Source organism: Achromobacter sp. 1014246743 (assembly GCF_059760725.1).
In genome coordinates, this window is sequence record NZ_JCBANA010000007.1 from 69,636 (window position 1) to 90,596 (window position 20,961).

Sequence of the window (20,961 nt, forward strand, 5' to 3'; positions counted from 1 at the left end):
TGTTCAGAGTCCCATCGGTTTGTCGTGCATGCCCCAGTACAGGCTCTTGACCTGGCTGTACAGGCGCAGGCCATGCAGGCCTTTCTCGCGGCCGATGCCGCTGGCCTTGAAGCCGCCGAACGGCGTGGCAATGTGCGATTGCTTGTAGGTATTGATCCAGACCGAGCCCGCTTCGATGTCGCGGGCCACGCGCCAGGCGCGGGCGTAGTCGCCCGTCCACATGCCGGCGCCCAGGCCGAAGGGGGTGTCGTTGGCCTGGCGGATCACGTCGTCTTCGTCGTCGAACGGCAGGGCGACCAGCACCGGGCCGAAGATCTCTTCCTGGCACACGCGCGCCTGGTTGCCCAGGCCGTCGATGATCGTGGGCAGGTAGAACCAGCCGTTGGCCAGCGCGGCCTGCGACGGCGCGGCGCCGCCCACCAGCACGCGGCCGCCTTCCCCGCGACCGATGTCCACGTAGCCCGCGACCTTGTCGCGATGGGCGCGCGACACCAGCGGGCCCATCTGCGTGGCCGGGTCGTCCGGCAACCCGACGCGCACCTGCTGCGCGCGGGTCACGAGTTCGTCCATGAAGCGCTTGTAGATGGACTTCTGCACGAACAGGCGCGAGCCGGCCACGCAGCTCTGGCCGGCCGAGCCGAAGATGCCCGAGATCACGCCCGCCACGGCGCGATCCAGGTCGGCGTCGTCGAACACGATGTGCGGCGACTTGCCGCCCAGTTCCAACCCCACCGGAATCAGGCGCTGGCCCGCGATGCCGCCGATGATGCGGCCGGTCTCGGTGCCGCCGGTGAACGACACCATGCGCACGCCCGGATGCTTCACCAGCGCCGCGCCCACGTCTTCGCCGTGGCCCGGCAGCACCGTCAGCAGGCCTTCGGGCAAGCCGGCTTCACTGCACAGCCGCGCCAGTTCCAGCGCCAGCTGCGGGGTTTCTTCGGACGGCTTGAGCAGCACGGCGTTGCCGGCGGCCAGCGCCGGGGCGGCCTTCTGGGCCTCGTTCATGATGGGCGAGTTCCACGGCGTGATCGCCGCGATGACGCCGAACGGTTCGGCCAGGGCCATCGAGAAATACTCGCCGCGCGGCGAGGTCATCTCGTTCTGCCAGGTCTCGCACACCGCGGCGTAATAGCGGAAATGTCCGGCCGCGCTGTCGACCATGTGCAGGCATTCCTTCCAGGGCTTGCCGCTGTCCTGCATCTGCAGGCGCGCCAGCGGCTCGCGCTCGGCCGACAGGCGCCGTCCGATCTCGTACAGGGTGGCGGCGCGCTGGTCGGGGCGCAGCTTGCGCCAGGGCTTGTTCTGGAACGCGTCCCAGGCAATGGCGACGGCCGTGTCCACGTCCTGCGCCGTGGCACGCGTGACGATGCCGGCAATGCTGCCGTCAGCCGGATTGATGGAGGTGATGACGGCGTCGCCGTCTTGGCTGTGGCGCCAGTTGGCGCCCAGGCGGAAGGGCTTGTGGCTCGATGCGTCCATAACGTCTTGGGTCCGGGAGTTCTTCGGTAGGCGTCATCATCGGCCGGTCGATTATTAGACACAAATAGATATTTTTCTACTATTCTTAGCCCATGGCTATGAATATCAAATACCGGCCGCTCAAGGCCTTTCTGCTGGCGGTGGACACCGGGTCGTTCACCCACGCGGCCAATCAGCTGGGCGTCACGCAGCCGTCATTCACCGCCCTGATCCAGGACCTGGAAGAAGTGCTGGGCCTGCGCCTGTTCGAGCGCACCACGCGCAGCATCAGCCTGACCTCGGCGGGCCAGGACTTCTATGCGCGGGTGCAACGGCCCATCGCCGACCTGGAAGAGGCCTACCGCAGCCTGGCGGACCTGGCGGCCGTACGGCGCGGCAGCGTCGCGCTGGGCGCCCTGCCGTCAACGGCCCTGGCCTTGCTGCCTGCGGCCGTGGGCATGCTTAGCCGGGCGCATCCGGCCTTGAAAGTGCGGGTCGTGGAAGCGCACAACGATGAGTTGATGGCCATGCTGCGCACCAACCAGATCGAGTTCGCGGTGGGCGCCTTGCCCGAGCCGGTGTCCGACCTGTCTTTCACGCCGATGGCCGAAGACTGCTTCTGCGCCATCTTTCCCGCCGGCCATCCGCTGGGCGACGCGCCGGGGCGGCTGCATTGGCGCGACGTGCTGCGCTACGACCTGGTGCTGCTGTCGCAGGGCTCGAATGCGCGGCAGCAATTCGACCGCGCGGTGCGCGACGAAGTCGGCGCGCCGGTCACTGCGTTGCGTTACGACGTGACCAACATGGGCACCGCGGCCAGCATGGTGCGCCAGGGCCTGGGCGTCAGCGTGCTGCCGCGCCTGGCCCTGCCGGAACTGAATCTGGCGGGGCTGCGCGCCGCCCCGCTCTGCGATGCGTCGGCGCGCCGCTATATCGGGCTGCTGCACCGGCGCGATCGATCGCTGTCGCCCGCGGCGCAGGCGCTGGTCGCGGAACTGGAAATCGCCATGGAGAACATTGCGCGGCAGCTATTGCCGTTGCCGCCGGTGGCTGCCTGATCGCGTCGCGGCGATCAGCCGCGCGCCACCTTCCAGCCCAGTTCCGCCGAGATATCCGCCGCCGCGCCCTGCACGACGGCGACCATTTCCTGCATGCGTTCCAGCGACATGTACGGCACCGTGCTGGACACGCTGATCGCGGCGACGATGCCGCTTGAGGCATCGCGCACGGGCGCGGCCACGCAGCGGATCGACGGCTCGTTGTCTTCCAGGTCAAACGCGTAGCCCTTGGCAGCGTAATCGCGCATGCGGTCGCGAAACGCTTCCCACGTCTGGCGGCCGCCGGGCGCGCGCGACGACACCGGCGCGCCCACGCGGTGCAGCGCCTTCCATTGCGGTTCGTCGGCGTCCAGCAGCAGCGCCTTGCCCACGCCGGTGGCGGCCAGCGGCATGCGATGCCCCACGCGCGAACGCATCTCCAGCCCTTTCTTGCCGGGAATCTTTTCCAGGTACAGCACTTCGTCGTTGTCGCGCACCGCCAGGTGGATGGTGTCGCCCGTCTGCTCGGCCAGGCTGTCCAGGTACGGGCGCGCCAGCGTCGCCATGGGAAAGGCTTCACGCGCCTGGAAGCCCAATTCGATCAGCTTGGGGCCCAGCACGTAGCCCACGCCCGCCAACGACCGCAGATAGCGTTCCTGCACCAGGCAACTGGCCAGCCGGTGCGTGGTGCTGCGCGCCACGCCGATGCGGGCGCAGATTTCCTTCAGGTCGCGCGCGCCGCCCGCCACGGCCTGGATCACGGCCAGGCCGCGCATGAGCGTCTGCGTGCCGGCGGGGGCCGCGGCATCGGGATCGATGGGGGAAGACGAGGCAGGGGACGGCGTGGCGTTCATGGAGACGGCAGATTCGCAGGGCGGGCGGGCGGGAGGGCTGCCTGGTATCTTGCCACAGCCAGTTTCCCTATATGTGGGATTAAATTCTATATTTTGAGATTTTTCAAGCGCTGATCTAGAATTTTTCGCAATGCCCGCGCGGGACCTCTCCGGCTTCGCGACGCGCTTGACGACAAACAAGGTCGGCGATCCCCTGCCTCATCACGCCCGCTCGCGGCGCCCGGCAGGCGGGCCGGCGGCCCGAGACGAGACAGACTCTGATGACAACCGGATTGCCTGCCCGCGCGGCTCTCATAGCGCTGGACTGGGGCACCTCTTCGCTGCGCGCCTATCGCCTGGACGGCGCCGGCCGCACGCTGGATACCCGTCACCTGCCCTGGGGCATCATGCGGCTGCCCCAGCCGCTGCAGGACGGCGCCGCCACCGCCAGCACCCAATCGGGATTCGAACTGGCATTCGAGCAGGCCTGCGGCGACTGGCTGCGCGCCGAGCCGACGCTGCCCGTCATTGCCTGCGGCATGGTCGGCAGCGCGCAAGGCTGGCAGGAAGCCGCCTACCTGGACGTACCGGTCGACCTGCCGCGCATCGGCACCTTGCTGACCCGCATCGACCGCGCGGGCGCGACGCCGGTGCATATCGTGCCGGGCCTGATCCAGCGCCACGGGCTGCCCAATGTGATGCGCGGCGAAGAGACCCAGGTGTTCGGCGTGCTGTTCGACCAGGCCGGCGGCGGCGCGGACGACGTGCTGATCGGCCTGCCCGGCACGCACTCGAAATGGGTCAACGCGCGCCGCGGCCGCGTCACCCACTTCGATACCTTCATGACCGGCGAGGTCTACGCCGCGCTGCGCGGCCACACCATCCTGGGCCGCACGATGACCGAGGCGCCCGCGCCCGACATGGCCGCGTTCGAGCGCGGCGTGAAAGTGGCCGGCGCCCCCGCCGGCCGCGCCGGCGTGCTGTCGACGATTTTCAGCACGCGTGCGCTCGGGCTGACCGGCGAACTGGCCGGCGCCTCGCAGGCCGACTACCTGTCGGGCCTGTTGATCGGCCACGAGGTCGCGGCCCTGGCCGACATGCTGCGCCAGCAGGGCGAACTGCCGCGCATCGTGCTGTGCGGCGACGACGCGCTGTGCCAGCGCTACCTGCTGGCGCTGCATCACTACGGCCTGGGCACGCCCGAACAGGCCCGCAACGCCACCGAGCGCGGCCTGTGGCACCTGGCGGTGTGCGCCGGGCTGGTGCCTGCGCCGACCGCCCAGGCAGCCCATTCGACATCGCCCGCATCGACCAAGGAAACCCCATGACCCATCCCGGACTGCAAACCGCCATGGCCCACTGCGGCCTGATCGCCATCCTGCGCGGCATCACGCCGGCCGAGGCGGAGCCCGTCGCCCGCGAACTCTATGCCGCGGGCTTTCGCCTGATCGAAGTGCCGCTGAATTCGCCTGAGCCGCTGGCCAGCATCCGCGCCATGCGCGACGCGCTGCCGGCCGATTGCCTGGTCGGCGCCGGTACCGTGCTGAACCCCGACGACGTCGCCCGCATCAAGGATGCCGGCGGCGAGATTATCGTGATGCCGCACAGCGACCCGGCCGTGATCCGCGCGGCCAAGGCCGCTGGCCTCGCGTCCTGCCCCGGCGTGGCCACGCCCACCGAAGCCTTTGCCGCGCTGGCCGCCGGCGCCGACGTGTTGAAGATGTTCCCCGCCGAACAGCTCGGACCCGTCGTGCTCAAGGCCTGGCGCGCCGTGATGCGCCCGCCGATCGCGCTGGTGCCGGTCGGCGGCATCACCCCCGACAACCTTTCCACTTACGCCCAGGCGGGCGCCAGCGGCTTCGGCCTGGGCTCCGCCTTGTACAAACCCGGCCTGTCGGCCACCGAAGTCGGCCAGAACGCGCGCGCATTCATCGCGGCCTGGCAACGCGCCTATCCCGCCCAGGAGACCCAAGCATGAAGATCACCAAGCTCACCACCTACATCGTGCCGCCGCGGTGGTGCTTCCTGAAGATTGAAACGGACGCCGGCATCGTCGGCTGGGGAGAACCCGTCGTCGAAGGCCGCGCGCATTCCGTGGCCGCCGCCGTCGAAGAACTATCCGACTACCTGATCGGCAAGGACCCGCGCAACATCGAAGACCACTGGACGGTGCTGTACCGCGGCGGCTTCTACCGCGGCGGCGCCATCCACATGAGCGCGCTGGCCGGCATCGACCAGGCGCTGTGGGACATCAAGGGCAAGCACCTGGGCGTGCCGGTGTCGCAACTGTTGGGCGGCAACGTGCGCGACCGCATCCGCGTGTATTCGTGGATCGGCGGCGACCGGCCGGCCGATACCGCCGCGGCCGCCAAGAGCGCCGTCGAACGCGGCTTCACCGCCGTGAAGATGAACGGCACCGAAGAACTGCAGTACATCGATTCGTTCGACAAGGTCGAGAAGTGCCTGGAAAACGTGGCCGCCGTGCGCGACGCGGTAGGCCCCAACGTGGGCATCGGCGTGGACTTCCACGGCCGCGTGCACAAGCCCATGGCCAAGGTGCTGATGAAAGAGCTGGACCCGTTCAAGCTGATGTTCATCGAAGAGCCGGTGCTGAGCGAGCACTACGAAGCCCTGAAGGAACTGGCGCCGCTGACGTCCACCCCCATTGCGCTGGGCGAACGGCTGTTCTCGCGCTGGGACTTCAAGCGCGTGCTGTCCGAAGGCTACGTCGACATCATCCAGCCCGATCCGTCGCATGCCGGTGGCATCACCGAAACCCGCAAGATCGCGGCGATGGCCGAGGCCTATGACGTGGCGCTGGCGCTGCACTGCCCGCTGGGCCCGATCGCGCTGGCCACCTGCCTGCAGATCGACGCCGGCTGCTACAACGCGTTCATCCAGGAACAGAGCCTGGGCATCCACTACAACGCCGCCAACGACCTGCTGGACTACGTCAGCAACCGCGAAGTCTTCGCCTATGAAGACGGCATGGTCGCGATTCCGCAAGGCCCGGGCCTGGGCATCGAGGTCAACGAGGAATACGTCAAGGAACGCGCCGCCGTCGGCCACCGCTGGCGCAACCCCGTCTGGCGCCATGCCGACGGCAGCTTCGCCGAATGGTAAGGCCCGCACGCCGATAAAAGAGAGAGGAGACCCCCTTGACCACCGCCACCCACCCGGGCCTGCAAAGCGCCCAGCGGCCCACGCGCAGCCGCTATCTCATCATGGTGATGCTGTTCATCACCGTCGTCATCAACTACCTGGACCGCAGCAACCTGTCCATCGCCGCCCCCGCCCTGAAGGACGAGTTCGGCCTGGACACGGTGCATGAAGGCCTGATCCTGTCGGCCTTCGGCTGGACCTACGCCGCCATGCAGATTCCCGGCGGCTGGCTGGTGGACCGCGTGTCGCCGCGCGTGCTGTACGCGGCCGCGCTGATCCTGTGGTCCGCGGCCACGTTCTTCATGGGGTTCGCGGGCAGCTTCGTGATCCTGTTCGTGCTGCGCCTGGCCGTGGGCGCGCTGGAAGCGCCGGCCTATCCGATCAACAACCGCGTCGTCACGACCTGGTTCCCGGAAAAGGAACGCGCCACCGCCATCGGCTTCTACACGTCCGGCCAGTTCGTCGGCCTGGCGTTCCTGACGCCGGTGCTGGCCTGGCTGCAGCACCACTACGGCTGGCACATGGTGTTTGTCAGCACCGGTCTCCTGGGCATCATCTGGGGCGTGCTGTGGTACCTGATCTATCGCGAACCGCGCCAGTTCAAGGGCGCCAATGCGGCTGAGATCGACCTGATCCAACAAGGCGGCGGCGTGGTCGACCTGGACAAGCGCGCGCGGGAGAAAAGGGCCCCGTTCAACTGGAACGACCTGGGCCTGGTGATGACCAAGCGCAAGCTGTGGGGCGTGTACCTGGGCCAGTTCTGCCTGACGTCGACCCTGTGGTTCTTCCTGACCTGGTTCCCCACCTACCTGGTGAAGTACCGCGGCATGGACTTCATCAAGTCTGGCTTCCTGGCGTCGGTGCCGTTCCTGGCGGCCTTCGTGGGCGTGCTGTGCTCAGGTGTGCTGTCCGACTTCCTGATCCGACGCGGCGCCACTGTGGGCCTGGCACGCAAGCTGCCCATCATTCTGGGCCTGTTGATTTCGACGTCGATGATCGGCGCCAACTTCACCGATTCCACGCCCTGGGTCATCTTCTTCCTGGCCGTCGCGTTCTTCGGCAACGGTCTGGCGTCGATCACGTGGTCGCTGGTATCGACGCTGGCACCGGTGCGGCTGCTGGGCCTGACCGGCGGGGTGTTCAACTTCGTGGGCAACCTGTCGTCGATCTGCACCCCGATCGTGATCGGCTTCCTGGTGTCCAAAGACAGCTTCGCGCCGGCCATCGTGTACGTGTCGTCGCTGGCCTTGCTGGGCGCGCTGTCGTACATCCTGCTGGTGGGTAAGGTCGAGCGGATCGACGCCTGATTCCCGCGCATTGCCGCAACCGAGGGCGCCTGCACAGGCGCCCTTTTTCATGCGCGGCGCCTGCGCCCGCCACCGCGCCACGGCAGGCCCGTTGACGCATCCGCTGGCGCGCTGCGGCTCATTATTGTTATGATATAACATATCTATTTAAGAACCTGAACCACGCGGACCCGCTGGCCCCCGTTCCGCGCCGCCTCGCGCCCTTCCCCTTTCCGACATCTTCAACCGAAGAAGGACACCCCGTGCTTGAAGCCATCGGCCTGACCAAACGCTACGGCGACCAGATCGCGTTGCATCCGCTGGACCTGCGCATCGAGCCGGGCGAAATCTATTGCCTGCTGGGCGCCAACGGCGCTGGCAAGACCACCACCATCAATCTGTTCCTGAACTTCATCGCGCCCGACGGCGGCCAGGCCCTGATCAATGGCCTGGATGCGGCGCGCGAGCCGCTGGCCACCAAGCAGCACGTGGCCTACATCCCCGAGCAGGTGAACCTGTACGGCACGCTGACGGGCCTGGAAAACCTGCGCTACTTCGCCGCGCTGGCGCTGGGCGAAGCGCCGCCGCGCGCCCGCTTGCTGGAACTGATGGCCGACGTGGGGCTGGAACCCGCCGCGGCGGACAAGCGCGTGGCCGCGTATTCCAAGGGCATGCGGCAAAAGGTCTGGATCGCGGTGGCCATGGCCAAGAACGCGCGCGCCCTGCTGCTGGACGAGCCGACCTCCGGCCTGGACCCGTCGGCCGCGGCCGAATTCACGCGCCTGCTGCAACGCGCCAGCGAACGCGGCGTCGCCATCCTGAACACCACGCACGACCTGTTCCACGCCCGCCAGACCGCCACCCGCGTCGGCATCATGAAACGCGGCCGGTTGGTCGACAGCCTGGACAGCCGCCAGATCAGCGACACCGACCTGCAAGCCCTGTACCTGGCGCACATGAAGGCCGACGCATGATCCTGCTCATCGCCTTCAAGGACCTGCGCGAACGGCTGCGCGACGGCCGCCTTTACTGGGCCGGCGGCATCGTCGCCGTGCTGCTCCTGACCGCGCTGGCGGTCGGCTACCTGCACCAGCAGGAAGCACGCGCCGAGCAGGCCGCCGCCCAGAACGCCGACTACGGCGACTGGCTCAAGCAGGGCGCGCGCCATCCGCACGACGCCGCCCACCAGGGCATGCACGTCTTCAAGCCCGACACGGCCCTGGCGCTGCTGGATGCCGGCATCAATCCGTATATCGGCAGCACCGTGTGGTTGCAGGCGCACCGCCAGAGCGAAGTGAAGTTCCGGCCGGCGCAGGACGCCACCGGCCTGCAACGCTTCGGCGACCTGTCGGCCGCGTGGATCCTGCAAGCGCTGGGGCCCTTGCTGGTGATCGTGCTGGGCTTCAACGCGTTTTCGGGCGAACGCGAGCAGGGCATCCTGCGCCAGACGCTGAGCCTGGGCGTGGCGCCGTGGCGCCTGCTGTGGGGCAAGGCCTGCGCGCTGGGCCTGAGCCTGGCGCTGCTGCTGGCGCCCGCGGCCATCGCTGCCGGCGTGGCGGTGTGGTGGGCGGGCGGACGCGCCGACGCGCTGTGGCGCCTTGTTGCGCTAGGGGCCGGCTATGCGCTGTACCTGGCCACCTTCGTCTTCATCACGCTGGGCGTGTCGGCGGCCGCACGGTCATCGCGCGTGGCTATCACGGTGCTACTGGCGCTGTGGATCGCCAACACCGTGGTCGCGCCGCGCGTCATGGCCGAGCTGTCGCGCGGCGTGCACCCCAGCCCCACCCGGCTGGAATTCAACCAGGCCTTGCAGGACGACCTGAAAGCCACGTCCGACCGCGTCTGGATGCAGGCCTTCGGCACCACCGAACGCTGGAGCCGCGACGTGCCGCTGAACCAATGGGGCCTGGCACTCAAGCTGGACGACCAGTCCAGCTACGCCGTCTACGACCGCCATTTCGGCGGCCTGTGGGACACCTGGGAAAGGCAGCAGGCCGTGCAGGAATCCGCCGGCTGGCTGATGCCGCTGTTGGCCATCCGCGCGTTCTCGGCCGCGATGGCGGGCACCGACTTCGCGCACCATCGCGACTTCACCGTGGCCGCCGAACGCCAGCGCCGCGTGATCCAGGACATCGTCAGCGCCGACCTCGTCGCGCACGCCGACACGCTGGACCACCAGCACTTTTCATATCAGGCCAGCCCGTCGCTGTGGGCCCGCGTGCCGCCCTTCCAGTACCAGCCGCCCGCGGCCGGCTGGGCGCTGTACGAAGCCCGCCTGAGCCTCTTGATGCTGGCCGCGGCGCTGCTGCTGAGCCTGGCCTTTGCCTGGTGCGCCGTGGCCCGCCAGACCGCCCTGTAGGAGACCCCCTGGTGCACGCCCGACAATCCCGCCGCTACACCCTGGTGCTGCGGCACGAACTGCGCCTGTTGACCCGCGAGCGCGCCCTGTGGCTGTGCGGCCTGCTGTTCCTGCTGCTGGTGGCCTATGCCGTCTTCAATGGCCTGTGGCAGACGGCGCTGCGCGACGAGGCCCAGGCCGCGCTGGTGCGCGCCGATGCGCAGGCCCGCGCCGGCCAGCTGGCGCAATTGCACCGCATCATGGATGGCCGCGAAACCCCCACGCCATTCGGCAACCCCGCCAGCCCGGCCAACATGGGCGGCGGCCTGGGCGCGCACTACGCCATCATGCCCAGCGTGGCCCTGGCGCCCGTGGCGCGGGGCCAGACCGACCTGTTCCCTTCGCAATTCAAGGTGACCTACCAAAGCAAGGTCAACTTCATCCACAACAACGACATCGAGAACCCCTGGCACCTGCTCAGCGGGCATTTCGACCTGGCGTTCGTGGTGGTCTACCTGCTGCCGCTGCTGATCTTTGCGCTGAGCTACAACCTGCTGTCGGGCGAGAAAGAAGACGGCACTTTGCGGCTGCTGTTGTCCCAACCCCTGGCGCTGCTGACGCTGATCGCCGGCAAGATCTCGCTGCGCGCCGCCGTGCTGCTGGGGGCCGCGGTGCTGTTGCCGATGGCGGCTCTGCTGCTGGTGCGCCCCCAGGCCCTGCACGCGGCCGGCACCACGCTATGGTGGGCGCTACTGGTCGGCGCCTATGCGCTGTTCTGGTTCTCGGCGGTGGTGGCCGTCAATGCCTTCGGCAAATCGTCGGCGGCCAATGCCATGATCCTGATGGTGGGCTGGGTGCTGCTGGTGCTGGTGGCGCCGGTGCTGCTGAACCTGGCCGCCGCCTTCGCCAGCCCCGCGCCGTCGCGCGCCGAGCTGGCCACCCGCACCCGCGTCGCCACGGCGCTGGCCATGCGCGACAACGCCGCGCTGCTGTCTACCGATTACCAGCACATGGACAAGCCCGACGTGCTGGTCCCCCGCTACGGCCGCCTGGAGATCACCGGCCGGCCCATGGGCCAGGCCCGTGTCGAGCGCCAGGTGGACGAAGCCATGCAGCCCGAGCTGGACCGCTTCGACGCCCAGCTGGCCCGCCAGCAGGCGCTGGTGGCGCGCTACAGCGTGCTGTCGCCCGCGGCCGTGGCGTACGAGGGCATCACCGCCCTGGCCGGCACCGGCCAGCGCCGCCATGCCCATTTCATGAAACAGATCGACGCCTACCACCAGGCCTGGAAGGACTTTTTCCTGCCCCGCATTGAAGCCGGCCGCGCCATCGCGCCCGCAGACTTCGCGGCCATGCCGGTGTTTCGCTGGCAGGAAGAAGACCCCGGCGTCGTGCGCGCGCAGGCCCTGCGGGCGTTGCTGCAGCTGCTGGCGCCCACGCTGCTGCTGCTCGCCCTGGCCGGCTGGCGCCTGCGCCGCTACCGGGTCGTCTAGCACCGGCCACCGCCCAAGACACGCTGTACCCCCCTTCAAGCCCAACGGGAAAGAGTCATGAGGAAAGTCGTATCCACCGCCGCCTTCGCGGCGTGCGCCGCCGTGCCCGGCGTCCAGGCACAGGAACCCGAGCTGCCCGCCATCCGCGTGGAAGCCGCCAGCGAGGCCGACGGCCTGCGGCTGGATTCGCGCAGCAGCACCGCGTCGCGCCTGGGCCTGACCCTGCGCGAAACGCCGGCGTCCGTCGAAATCCTGTCGCAGCAGACCCTGCGCGAACGCGGCGCCAGCACCCTCAGCGATGCGCTGCGCGGCGCCACCGGCCTGGCCGGCGGCGGCCCGCCGTCCTCGCCCACCACGCTCTCGTCGCGCGGCTTCACCGACATCCTGTACCTGTACGATGGCCTGCGCATGTCCGGCGCCGGTTCGACCAACCGGGTCGAAGACACCTGGAACTACGAACGCATCGAAGTCCTGAAAGGCCCCGCGTCGGTGTTGCAGGGCGACAGCGCCATCGGCGGCATCGTCAACTTCCAGACCAAGCGCCCCGACCGCGACAACCCCGGCCGCGAAGCCATGTTCTCGTATGGCAGCTACGGCAGCACGCGCACCGGCATCGGCCTGGGCGACAACGTCGGCGAGACCGGCGCCTACCGCATCGACTACAGCCACAACGACAGCCGCGTCGGCACCATAGCCCGCAACAGCAACAAGCTGGACCACCTGACCACGGGCATCGCCTTCGACGTGGCGCCCGCCACCCGCCTGGACCTGTCGTTCGACTACTCGCGCGACACCGGCCACGCCTACTGGGGCACGCCGCTGGTGCCGCGCAGCGTTGCCCGCGACCCGACCGGCGTGGTCAGCACGCCCGACGGCCGCGTGCTGGACCGCAGCCTGGCCGGCAACAACTACAACGTGCTGAACGACCGCAACGAAGCCGAAGCCTACTGGCTGCGGGCCCGCGTCACGCATAAGCTCACGCCCGCCTGGACCTTGCGCAACGAATTCGCGATGAACAAGGTCGACCGCCTGTGGAAGAACTCGGAATCCGCCACCTACAGCGCCCCCGGCTTCATCAACCGCGACCAGACCATCATCACGCACCACCAGCGCTACCTGATCGACCGCTTCGACGCCACCCACAGCGGCACGATTGCGGGGCTGTCGAATAAATTCGTGGTGGGCGGCGAGCTCAGCAAGACCAGCCTGGACAGCGAACGGCGTTTCTCCAACCGCAGCGCGTCGACGGCCGACGCACTGCGCGTGTCGCTGCGCAATCCCGCGGTCGGCTACTTCAATGATGACCCGGCGCTGATGAGCGGCCCCGGCAATCGCACCGATTTCACCACCGACGTACGCGGCGCGGCGTTCTTCCTGGAAGACTCGCTCAAGCTTGCCGAGCCCTGGACGGTCGTGGCCGGCTACCGCTACGACCGCATCCGCGTCGATCGCAGCGTGACGGACCTGAACGTCGGCAGCCGCAGCGAATTCGGCACCCGCTATTCCGCCAACTCGGCGCGCCTGGGCACGGTCTTTGACCTGACCCCGTCGTCGTCGGTCTATGCCCAATACACCAACGCCACCATTCCGGTGGGTTCGCTGTTCCTGCTGTCGCAAGCCAACGCCTCGTATCCGCTGGCCAAGGGCGAACAATGGGAAGCCGGCTTCAAACAGACGCTGGACAACGTCGAGTGGACCGCGGCGGTCTATCACATCAAGCTGGAAAACGTGCTGTCGCGCGACCAGAACGACGCGCGCCTGACGGTCAACAACGGCCGCCAATCGTCGCGGGGCGTGGAACTGTCGGCCGACTGGCGCGTTACGCCCCAGTTCACGCTGTCGGGCAACGTCGCGGTGCTGAACGCGCGCTTCGATTCCCTGACCGAGGCCGATGGCGCATCACGCGTGGGCAACACCCCGCCCAACGTGCCCGAGCGGGTCGCCAACCTGTACGCCAACTATCGGTTGGCCGACCTGCCGATGAACCTCTTCGTGGGCCTGAACCACACCGGCAAGATCTACACCGACAATGCCAACCAGATCCGCATCAACAGCCACACCACGGTCGATGCGGCGATCAGCTACCGCATCCGGCCCGCTCTCTTGACCTTCCGCGTGCGCAACCTGACGGACCGGCTGTATGCCTACTATGGCGGGCGTGCGACCAGCCAGGTGTTGCTGGCGCCCGGCCGCACGTATGAGCTGGGGGCTACGTTCGAGTTCTGACCGATCAGCAGCCTTGCACCGCCAGCCTGCGGCGCTGGTTGGCGGCGCGCTGCACCAGCACCAGGGCCAGGCCGGCCGTGGCGATGACCGCCCCGGCGATCGGCACGGCGGCATAGCCCAGGCCCGCCGAAATCACCGCGCCGCCCGCGGCCGCCCCCACCGCATTACCCAGGTTGAAGGCGCCCACGTTCACCGACGACGCCAGGCCCGGCGCATCGGTCGCGGCGCGCATCACGCCCATCTGCAACGGCGGCACCACCGCAAACGTCGCCACGCCGAAGATCAGCAGCGAAATCGCCGCGCCGACCGACGTCTGGCCGATCCACGGAAACGCCAGCAGGTCGATGATGACGATCACCAGGAACGTGATCAGCGTGCCGTCCAGCGAACGGTCGGCCATGCGGCCGCCCACGCCGTTGCCCAGCGTAAAGCCCAGGCCGATCAGCACCAGCATCCCGGTAATGAAAGCGGGCGATGCGCCGGTGATGTCCGCCAGCGTCGGCGCGATGTAGGTGTACAGCGTGAACATGGCGCCCGCGCCCAGCACCGTGGTCAGCAACGCCAGCAGCACGACGGGGCTCTTCAGTACGGCCAGTTCGTGGCGCACGTTGGGACGGCGGCCGGCTTCACCCGAAGGCAGCGCGAACCACAGCGACAACATCGCGACCAGGCCCAGTCCGGCCGTGGCCGCAAACGACATGCGCCAACCAATCACCTGGCCCAGCCACGTCGCGGCGGGCACGCCGCCCACGTTGGCGATGGTCAGCCCCATGAACATGGTCGCCACCGCGCTGGCCTGCTTGTGCCGCGGCACCACGCTGGCCGCCACCAGCGACCCCAGGCCGAAGAACGCGCCGTGGTTCAGGCTGGTGACCAGACGCGCGAGCAGCAGCGTCGTGTAATTGGGAGACAGGGCGGACAGGATATTGCCAATGGTGAAGATCGCCATCAGCAGGATCAGCGCCTTGCGCCGCGACCAGCGCGAAAACGCCAGCGTCATCAGCGGCGCGCCCACCATCACACCGATGGCGTAGGCGCTGATCAGCATGCCGGCGCTGGGAATCGACACCCCTACGCCGTCGGCAATCACGGGCAGCAGGCCCATGGGGGAAAATTCGGTCACGCCGATGCCGAAGGCGCCAACGGCCAGCGCCAGCAACGGCAAGCCGGCTTTCACCGGCGGGGATTCATGGGTAGACATGCGGGTTCCTTGGAGGGATTGCGCCGACCGGACGGTTCAGGGGCGATCCAGCTACACCAGCCGGCACCTAGGGAAAACCCGATCGGAAGACAGGCGCCCAGTATGCCGGGGATACCCTTGCGGAAAAAGCGACTAAACGGGGAAACACTTTTGACCTGGAGTCATGAATGACGGGGTCGCGCGCGCCGCCCGCTTATCGCCGCCCGGCGCGCTTGGGCCGAATCACCACCTCCAGGGCCATCAGATCCAGCACGTGCAGCACCTTCTGCAATTGCAAGGTGGGCTTGCCCCGCTCCAGATCCACGACGAAGCGATTGCCGGTACCCGCCAAGCCCGCCAGGTCCGTCTGCAGCAAGCCCTGCTCGCGCCGCATGCTTCTCACCAGCTCGCCCAAATCGGCAGCAGTCCGGATAGTGGCAAGAACATCGCTGGATGGGGACTGCGTCGACATGGGCTGCTCCAAAATTACCGTTCGGTAATTTTATTGCCATTTGGGGGCAGAAACCCATGAAAAATTCCCGATCGGGAATATTCTCGACAGACCCTCCTCCGAAGGCGCGAACCACGATTCACCCGTGCTGATACCGCCACTCCTGCGTCACGCCCCCATACCCGTAGGCCGTGGGCCGGCAGTTCGCGACGTGGATGCTCGAATGCGGGTGCACGTTGCCCGACAAGCCAGCCAGCAGTTCATAGGCCGCCTTGTGATAGTCCGCCTTTTCACCGCGGGAATTGGTTTCGCCCGTGATCGTGACCTCAAGCTGCTCGCCGCGCATCTGCGCCGAACAAGCGCATGCCGTCCACAGCAATAAAAAATGGCGCCCGGACTCGGGCGCCATTTCCGGGGAGACTGCCGCTTACTTCAGCAGCAACGCATTCAACCGCTTCACGAACGCCGCCGGGTCGGCGATCTGGGCGCCTTCGGCCAAGAGCGCCTGGTCGAGCAGCAGGCGGGCCCACTGGTCGAACTCGCCGTCGTCAGCCGCGCGAATGCGCGCCAGCAGCGGGTGTTCGGGGTTGATTTCCAGCACCGGCTTGACGTTGGGCGCTTCCTGGCCAGCCGCCTTCAGCATGCGCAGCAGGTGCGGGCTGAGTTCGTTCTGGCCCACCACCACGCACGCCGGCGAATCCACCAGGCGCAGCGTCACGCGCACTTCCTTGACCTGGTCTTCCAGCGTCTTTTGCAGGCGCTCGACCAGCGGCTTGAAGTCTTCGGCCACTTCGGCCTGGTGCTTCTTTTCTTCCTCGTCGGCCAGCTCGGCCAGGTCCAGGCCGCCCTTGGCCACCGACACCAGCGACTTGCCGTCGAATTCGCGCAGGTACGACAGCATCCACTCGTCCACGCGGTCGGACAGCAGCAGCACTTCAATGCCCTTCTTGCGGAAGATTTCCAGGTGCGGGCTGTTGCTGGCTGCGGCGAAGGTGTCGGCCGTGACGTAGTAGATCTTGTCCTGACCTTCCTTCATGCGCGCCACGTAGTCGGCGAACGACACGGTCTGCGCCTGGTCGCCGCTGTGGGTCGACGCGAAGCGCATCAGCTTGGCGATGCGTTCCAGGTTGGCGTGGTCTTCGCCTGCGCCTTCTTTCAGCACCTGGCCGAATTCCGACCAGAACGTGGCGTAGTCTTCCGGCTTGTTCTCGGCCAGGTCTTCCAGCAGCGACAGGATGCGCTTGGCCGACCCTTCGCGAATGGCGCGCACGTCGCGGCTTTCCTGCAGGATTTCGCGCGACACGTTCAGCGGCAGGTCCGCCGAATCGATCACGCCGCGCACAAAGCGCAGGTACGACGGCAGCAGCTGGTCGGCGTCGTCCATGATGAACACGCGCTTGACGTACAGCTTCACGCCGCGGCGGCCGTCGCGGTCCCACAGGTCCATCGGCGCGTGCCTGGGCACGTACAGCAGCTGGGTGTATTCGCTGCGGCCTTCGACGCGGTTGTGCGTCCAGGCCAGGGGATCGTCGTAGTCGTGCGAGACGGTCTTGTAGAACTCGCGGTATTGCTCATCCGAAACGTCCGACTTGCTGCGGGCCCACAGCGCGTTGGCCTGGTTCACCGTTTCCAGTTCGTCTTTCTTGACCTGCTCGCCCTTTTCCGCGTCCCATTCTTCCTTGGCCATGCGGATCGGCAGCGAGATGTGGTCGGAATAGCGGCGCAGGATCTCGCGCAGCTTCCAGCCGTTGAGCAGTTCGTCTTCGTCGGCGCGCAGGTGCAGCGTCACGTCGGTGCCACGCGTGGCCTTTTCGGCGGCGGCGATGGTGAATTCGCCCTGGCCGTCGGATTCCCAGCGGATGGCGTCCGACGCGCCCGCGCGGCGGCTGACCACCGTGACCTTGTCCGCCACGATGAACGACGAATAGAAACCCACGCCGAACTGGCCGATCAGTTGCGCGTCTTTCTGCTTGTCGCCGGTCAGTTGCGAGAAGAATTCACGCGTGCCGGAACGCGCGATGGTGCCCAGGTTGGCCACGGCTTCTTCGCGCGACAGGCCGATACCGTTGTCGGAAATCGTGACCGTGCGCGCGTCCTTGTCGTAGCTGACCGTGATGGCCAGCTCACCGTCGCCTTCGAGCAGCGCCGGCTGGTCGATGGCTTCGAAGCGCAGCTTGTCGCAGGCGTCCGATGCGTTCGACACCAGCTCGCGCAGGAAGATTTCCTTGTTGCTGTACAGCGAATGGATCATCAGGTGCAGCAGTTGCTTCACCTCGGCCTGGAATCCCAGGGTTTCGGACGGGGACGACGCGGCGTTTTGGCTCATAGTTCTACGTGAAGGTCTAAAAAAATTAGGGACAAAAGAAACCGGTTACCGGGACGAAGCGCCCGCGCGGTTTCCGGGAAACCCTACTGTGATGGGGGCCATCGGCAGCTTTTCAAGACCGATCAGAACAGGCCCCATGACTTCCGGTAGCGGGTCTTGGCTTCCAGTATGGCTTCGCCCTCGATCGCGGCCATTTTGCCGTCGCGGATCAGCTTGCGAATATCGTCCGCCCGGATCTGCAGGGTCTGCTGCGAGCGCAGCAGAAAATCGGCGGCGGCAGGGTCCAGGATGCGGTAAATGGGGCTGAAGACCAGTTGGGTCGCACCCATCTCGTCAAAATAATAGAGCGCGTCGCCATGGCGCCAGACCGAGCCGAAGCGGTGATACACATCGCCGAGTTTCTGCCAGGCCCCCCCCGCCGTGTCCGGCAGCCGGTAGATCAGCGTCGACCGCGATATCAGCCCGCCACCGCTACGAGACCGATTCCAGGATTCCTTGCCCCGCAGAAACAGCACCTGCCGGCCATCGGAAAATACAAACGGCGACAGCGCGGTAAACGCCCCCGACGCAAACGGATCATCGCCGGCACGCTCGACCTGCCGGGTCTGGCTGTTATAGAAGTAAATGCCGTCCTGGCCGGCAAACAAGGCCTGATTGACGTGGCCGCCTTTCTCGCTGATCAGCCGGTACGGCGCACGCGCCGCATCGAAGGCCTGCGCACCGACGTACACCATGCCGTCGCGCGGGTCGTGCAGATAACGCTGGCGGTCCAGGCCACCCACCTCGAACGAATACAAGCCCGGATCATCCGACAGCGGCAGCAGCGTCTCGCGAAAATACACGTGACGGCCGTCGGCGAAGAATTGATCGCCGGGCCGCATCTCGCCCTCTTGCCGCGCCGCGATGCGCCGCAACGTCGCCGGGTTGGCCTGCGGCATTTCCGTGCCTTTGTAGAACACCCGCGCGCCGTCGGTCGCCAGCTCGCGCTCGAGCAGCGGCCGGTAGGGCTGCGCACTGGCCGGCAACGCCTTGAACGGATAGAGATAGGTCTGGGGTTTCTCGCCCCGGCCCGCCCTGAACAATATCTGCTGCCACACTTGCCGCAGGCCGCCCAATGCCGCGTTCGACTCGGAATGGAAAGCGCAGAAATAAGTGACCGTACCGTCAGTGAAATAGCCGTTGCCCAGGAACCTGGCCGACGCAGGTTGCATCTCCGGCAGGATCTGGTTGCCGCAATACACGTGGCGGCTGTCGCGCCCCGCCTGTCGGCCATCGTACGTGCGGGTTTCAAAGGCATCGAAACTCGCCGGGTCCGCCGCATCCATCCGGTAATAGCCATTGCTGGGCACGGCCGCATAGATGGCGCCCTGATACCGCTTATAGATACTGCTGCGGTAGGACTCGCCCTGGTCGACAGCCGCAAAGTCATCATTGCCGTCAATCACCAGAAACAGCAGGGTCATCGGCAAACCGGCAATCAGCAAGGCGCAAACGATGGCGATCCATCTCGTGCGTTTCTGCATGGTTTTCGGCCAGAAAGGCCCGGTGCGAAGGTCGGGTGGGTGGCCGCAAATTCTATCAAGCCGATCCGCCCCGGATTATCCGGTCGTCGATCGCCCAGGGCGCCTGGCCGCCTTCCCCGCTAAAATCCCGCACTTTCTTCCCTCCCCCCACCTTGCCGGCCCCTCCGCCATGCAACCCGCCTCCCTGACCCAACCTGCCTCCCACGGCGCCGCCGACGACGCCGAGCCCAGCCACGACCTGGTCTACGGCCCCGACGACCGTCCCGCCGCCCCTGTCGCTTTCGTCGCCGCCTTGCAGCACCTTCTGGCCATCCTGGTGCCCATCGTCACCCCCGGCCTGCTCATCTGCCAGGCCCTGGGCGTCAGCAGCCGCGACACCACCCTGATCGTGTCCATGTCGCTGGTCATCTCCGGCATCGCCACGTTCGTCCAGTGCAAGCGCTTCGGCCCCCTGGGCGCCGGCCTGCTCATCGTGCAGGGCACCAGCTTCAACTTCGTCGGCCCGCTGATCGCCGGCGGCTCGGTCATGGTCAAGCAAGGCACCCCGGTCGAAGCCGTCATGGCCGCGATCTTCGGCGTCGTCATCGCCGGGTCCTTCGTGGAAATGGGCATCAGCCGCATCCTGCCCTTCGTCAAACGCCTGATCACCCCGCTGGTCACCGGCATCGTCGTGCTGCTGATCGGCCTGACCCTCATCAAGGTCGGCCTCATCAGCATGGGCGGCGGCTTCGGCGCCATGGCCAGCGGCACCTTCGCCAGCGCCGAGAACCTGACGCTGTCCGGCCTGGTGCTGGGCACCATCATCCTGCTCAACCGCGTGCCGGTCGTCTGGATCCGCAGCACCGCCCTGGTCCTGGCCCTGGCCGTGGGCTACATCGCCGCGGCCTACATGGGCCGCCTGGACTTCACCGGCGCCCGCGAAGCCGCGCTATTCCAGATTCCCGTGCCGCTGCACTTCGGCCTGGGCTTCTCGTGGGCGCTGTTCGTGCCCATGCTGATCATCTACCTGGTCACGTCCCTGGAAGCCATCGGCGACGTCACCGCCACCAGCAAGGTGTCCAAGCAGCCGGTCGAAGGCCCGCTGTGGATGCAGCGCATCAAGGGCGGCGTGCTGGTCAACGGCGCCAACTCGCTGCTGGCCGGGGTGTTCAACACCTTCCCCAGCTCGGTCTTCGCGCAGAACAACGGCGTCATCCAGCTGACCGGCATCGCCAGCCGCCACGTCGGCGTGTGGATCGCCGGCATGCTGATCCTGCTGGGCCTGTTCCCGTCGGTGGCTGGCGTGCTGCAAGCCGTGCCCGAACCCGTCCTGGGCGGCGCCGCCATGGTCATGTTCGGCGCGGTGGCCGCATCGGGCATCAACATCCTGGCCGGCATCCACCTGGACCGCCGCGCCCTGCTGATCATCGCCGTGTCCCTGGCCCTGGGCCTGGGCGTGTCGCAAGTGCCGGAAATCCTGTCGCACCTGCCGCATGCCGTCAAAAGCGTGCTGGAATCGGGCGTGGCCACGGGCGGCATCTGCGCGCTGGTGATGAACTGGTTCCTGCCTGAGAAGAAGTGAGCGGTAGCAGGCCGGACCTTGCGCGGCGCGACGTCGCGCAGGGTCCTGCGGGCCGCGCGCCGGCCCGCCCGCCTGCATGCCTTGCCA

The 20,961-nt window shown here is 67.3% G+C and carries 17 protein-coding genes; 10 read left to right on the forward strand and 7 right to left on the reverse strand.

Annotated elements, in window-relative coordinates; all coding sequences use genetic code 11:
• Nucleotides 1–3: 3 nt before the first annotated feature.
• Nucleotides 4–1,479 (reverse strand): aldehyde dehydrogenase, encoded by a 1,476-nt coding sequence (locus AC6LJ2_RS05040; RefSeq protein WP_498150936.1) that lies wholly within the window; start codon nt 1,477–1,479, stop codon nt 4–6.
• 98 nt (nt 1,480–1,577) lie between these two features.
• Between AC6LJ2_RS05040 and AC6LJ2_RS05045 the strand changes: the two genes are divergently transcribed.
• Nucleotides 1,578–2,516 carry a LysR family transcriptional regulator gene (locus AC6LJ2_RS05045; RefSeq protein ID WP_263909326.1) on the forward strand — a complete coding sequence of 313 codons (939 nt, stop codon included), beginning with the start codon at nt 1,578–1,580 and terminating at the stop codon, nt 2,514–2,516.
• 14 nt (nt 2,517–2,530) lie between these two features.
• On the opposite strand, the gene AC6LJ2_RS05050 is transcribed toward AC6LJ2_RS05045, so the two are convergent.
• On the reverse strand, nt 2,531–3,349 hold the full coding sequence (locus AC6LJ2_RS05050; protein ID WP_263909324.1) for an IclR family transcriptional regulator: 819 nt from the start codon (nt 3,347–3,349) through the stop codon (nt 2,531–2,533).
• 260 nt (nt 3,350–3,609) lie between these two features.
• On the opposite strand from AC6LJ2_RS05050, the gene AC6LJ2_RS05055 reads away from it, so the two are divergent.
• From AC6LJ2_RS05055 to AC6LJ2_RS05090, 8 genes are all read left to right on the forward strand, one after another.
• Nucleotides 3,610–4,656, forward strand: coding sequence for a 2-dehydro-3-deoxygalactonokinase (locus AC6LJ2_RS05055; RefSeq protein ID WP_445657622.1), 1,047 nt, complete (start codon nt 3,610–3,612; stop codon nt 4,654–4,656).
• Nucleotides 4,653–5,306, forward strand: coding sequence for a 2-dehydro-3-deoxy-6-phosphogalactonate aldolase (locus AC6LJ2_RS05060; RefSeq protein ID WP_498150937.1), 654 nt, complete (start codon nt 4,653–4,655; stop codon nt 5,304–5,306). The genes AC6LJ2_RS05055 and AC6LJ2_RS05060 overlap by 4 nt, the downstream gene beginning before the upstream one ends.
• Nucleotides 5,303–6,451 (forward strand): galactonate dehydratase, encoded by a 1,149-nt coding sequence (dgoD, locus tag AC6LJ2_RS05065; protein ID WP_175191762.1) that lies wholly within the window; start codon nt 5,303–5,305, stop codon nt 6,449–6,451. The genes AC6LJ2_RS05060 and dgoD overlap by 4 nt, the downstream gene beginning before the upstream one ends.
• 35 nt (nt 6,452–6,486) lie before the next feature.
• A complete protein-coding gene (locus AC6LJ2_RS05070; protein ID WP_445657624.1) occupies nt 6,487–7,797 on the forward strand; it encodes an MFS transporter in 1,311 nt (436 codons plus the stop codon).
• Between the two features lie 242 nt (nt 7,798–8,039).
• Entirely contained in the window at nt 8,040–8,750 is a 711-nt protein-coding gene (locus tag AC6LJ2_RS05075; RefSeq protein ID WP_263909316.1) for an ABC transporter ATP-binding protein, read from the forward strand.
• Entirely contained in the window at nt 8,747–10,135 is a 1,389-nt protein-coding gene (locus AC6LJ2_RS05080) for an ABC transporter permease subunit (protein WP_498150938.1), read from the forward strand. Before AC6LJ2_RS05075 ends, AC6LJ2_RS05080 begins: the two co-directional genes overlap by 4 nt.
• An 11-nt stretch (nt 10,136–10,146) precedes the next feature.
• Nucleotides 10,147–11,607 carry an ABC transporter permease subunit gene (locus AC6LJ2_RS05085; RefSeq protein WP_498150939.1) on the forward strand — a complete coding sequence of 487 codons (1,461 nt, stop codon included), beginning with the start codon at nt 10,147–10,149 and terminating at the stop codon, nt 11,605–11,607.
• A gap of 57 nt (nt 11,608–11,664) precedes the next feature.
• The gene (locus AC6LJ2_RS05090) at nt 11,665–13,833 is read left to right on the forward strand and encodes a TonB-dependent receptor (protein ID WP_498150940.1); all 2,169 of its coding nucleotides are present in this window, start codon (nt 11,665–11,667) and stop codon (nt 13,831–13,833) included.
• Nucleotides 13,834–13,837: 4 nt separating this feature from the next.
• On the opposite strand, the gene AC6LJ2_RS05095 is transcribed toward AC6LJ2_RS05090, so the two are convergent.
• The 5 genes from AC6LJ2_RS05095 to AC6LJ2_RS05115 form a co-directional block, all read right to left on the reverse strand.
• Nucleotides 13,838–15,034: an MFS transporter gene (locus AC6LJ2_RS05095; protein ID WP_263909311.1), complete on the reverse strand. Its 1,197-nt coding sequence runs from the start codon at nt 15,032–15,034 to the stop codon at nt 13,838–13,840.
• 193 nt (nt 15,035–15,227) lie between these two features.
• A complete protein-coding gene (locus AC6LJ2_RS05100) occupies nt 15,228–15,485 on the reverse strand; it encodes a type II toxin-antitoxin system Y4mF family antitoxin (protein WP_498150941.1) in 258 nt (85 codons plus the stop codon).
• Between the two features lie 118 nt (nt 15,486–15,603).
• Nucleotides 15,604–15,873, reverse strand: coding sequence for a hypothetical protein (locus AC6LJ2_RS05105; protein ID WP_498150942.1), 270 nt, complete (start codon nt 15,871–15,873; stop codon nt 15,604–15,606).
• 18 nt (nt 15,874–15,891) lie between these two features.
• Entirely contained in the window at nt 15,892–17,790 is a 1,899-nt protein-coding gene (gene htpG / locus AC6LJ2_RS05110) for a molecular chaperone HtpG (RefSeq protein WP_445657630.1), read from the reverse strand.
• A 122-nt stretch (nt 17,791–17,912) separates the two neighbouring features.
• Complete coding sequence (locus AC6LJ2_RS05115; protein WP_498150943.1) at nt 17,913–19,313, reverse strand: DKNYY domain-containing protein; 1,401 nt, start codon at nt 19,311–19,313, stop codon at nt 17,913–17,915.
• 169 nt (nt 19,314–19,482) lie between these two features.
• On the opposite strand from AC6LJ2_RS05115, the gene AC6LJ2_RS05120 reads away from it, so the two are divergent.
• Nucleotides 19,483–20,874, forward strand: a complete 1,392-nt coding sequence (locus AC6LJ2_RS05120; RefSeq protein WP_445657632.1) for a nucleobase:cation symporter-2 family protein — start codon at nt 19,483–19,485, stop codon at nt 20,872–20,874.
• The last annotated feature ends 87 nt before the right edge of the window (nt 20,875–20,961 follow it).

Bases quoted from the DNA above. Each gene is read 5' to 3' on its own strand.
- htpG (WP_445657630.1), bottom strand. From the start codon at position 17,790: ATGAGCCAAAACGCCGCGTCGTCCCCGTCCGAAACCCTGGGATTCCAG.
- AC6LJ2_RS05040 (WP_498150936.1), bottom strand. From the start codon at position 1,479: ATGGACGCATCGAGCCACAAGCCCTTCCGCCTGGGCGCCAACTGGCGC.
- AC6LJ2_RS05100 (WP_498150941.1), bottom strand. From the start codon at position 15,485: ATGTCGACGCAGTCCCCATCCAGCGATGTTCTTGCCACTATCCGGACT.
- AC6LJ2_RS05080 (WP_498150938.1), top strand. From the start codon at position 8,747: ATGATCCTGCTCATCGCCTTCAAGGACCTGCGCGAACGGCTGCGCGAC.
- AC6LJ2_RS05095 (WP_263909311.1), bottom strand. From the start codon at position 15,034: ATGTCTACCCATGAATCCCCGCCGGTGAAAGCCGGCTTGCCGTTGCTG.
- AC6LJ2_RS05105 (WP_498150942.1), bottom strand. From the start codon at position 15,873: ATGGCGCCCGAGTCCGGGCGCCATTTTTTATTGCTGTGGACGGCATGC.
- AC6LJ2_RS05120 (WP_445657632.1), top strand. From the start codon at position 19,483: ATGCAACCCGCCTCCCTGACCCAACCTGCCTCCCACGGCGCCGCCGAC.
- AC6LJ2_RS05090 (WP_498150940.1), top strand. From the start codon at position 11,665: ATGAGGAAAGTCGTATCCACCGCCGCCTTCGCGGCGTGCGCCGCCGTG.
- dgoD (WP_175191762.1), top strand. From the start codon at position 5,303: ATGAAGATCACCAAGCTCACCACCTACATCGTGCCGCCGCGGTGGTGC.
- AC6LJ2_RS05050 (WP_263909324.1), bottom strand. From the start codon at position 3,349: ATGAACGCCACGCCGTCCCCTGCCTCGTCTTCCCCCATCGATCCCGAT.
- AC6LJ2_RS05045 (WP_263909326.1), top strand. From the start codon at position 1,578: ATGAATATCAAATACCGGCCGCTCAAGGCCTTTCTGCTGGCGGTGGAC.
- AC6LJ2_RS05060 (WP_498150937.1), top strand. From the start codon at position 4,653: ATGACCCATCCCGGACTGCAAACCGCCATGGCCCACTGCGGCCTGATC.
- AC6LJ2_RS05115 (WP_498150943.1), bottom strand. From the start codon at position 19,313: ATGCAGAAACGCACGAGATGGATCGCCATCGTTTGCGCCTTGCTGATT.
- AC6LJ2_RS05055 (WP_445657622.1), top strand. From the start codon at position 3,610: ATGACAACCGGATTGCCTGCCCGCGCGGCTCTCATAGCGCTGGACTGG.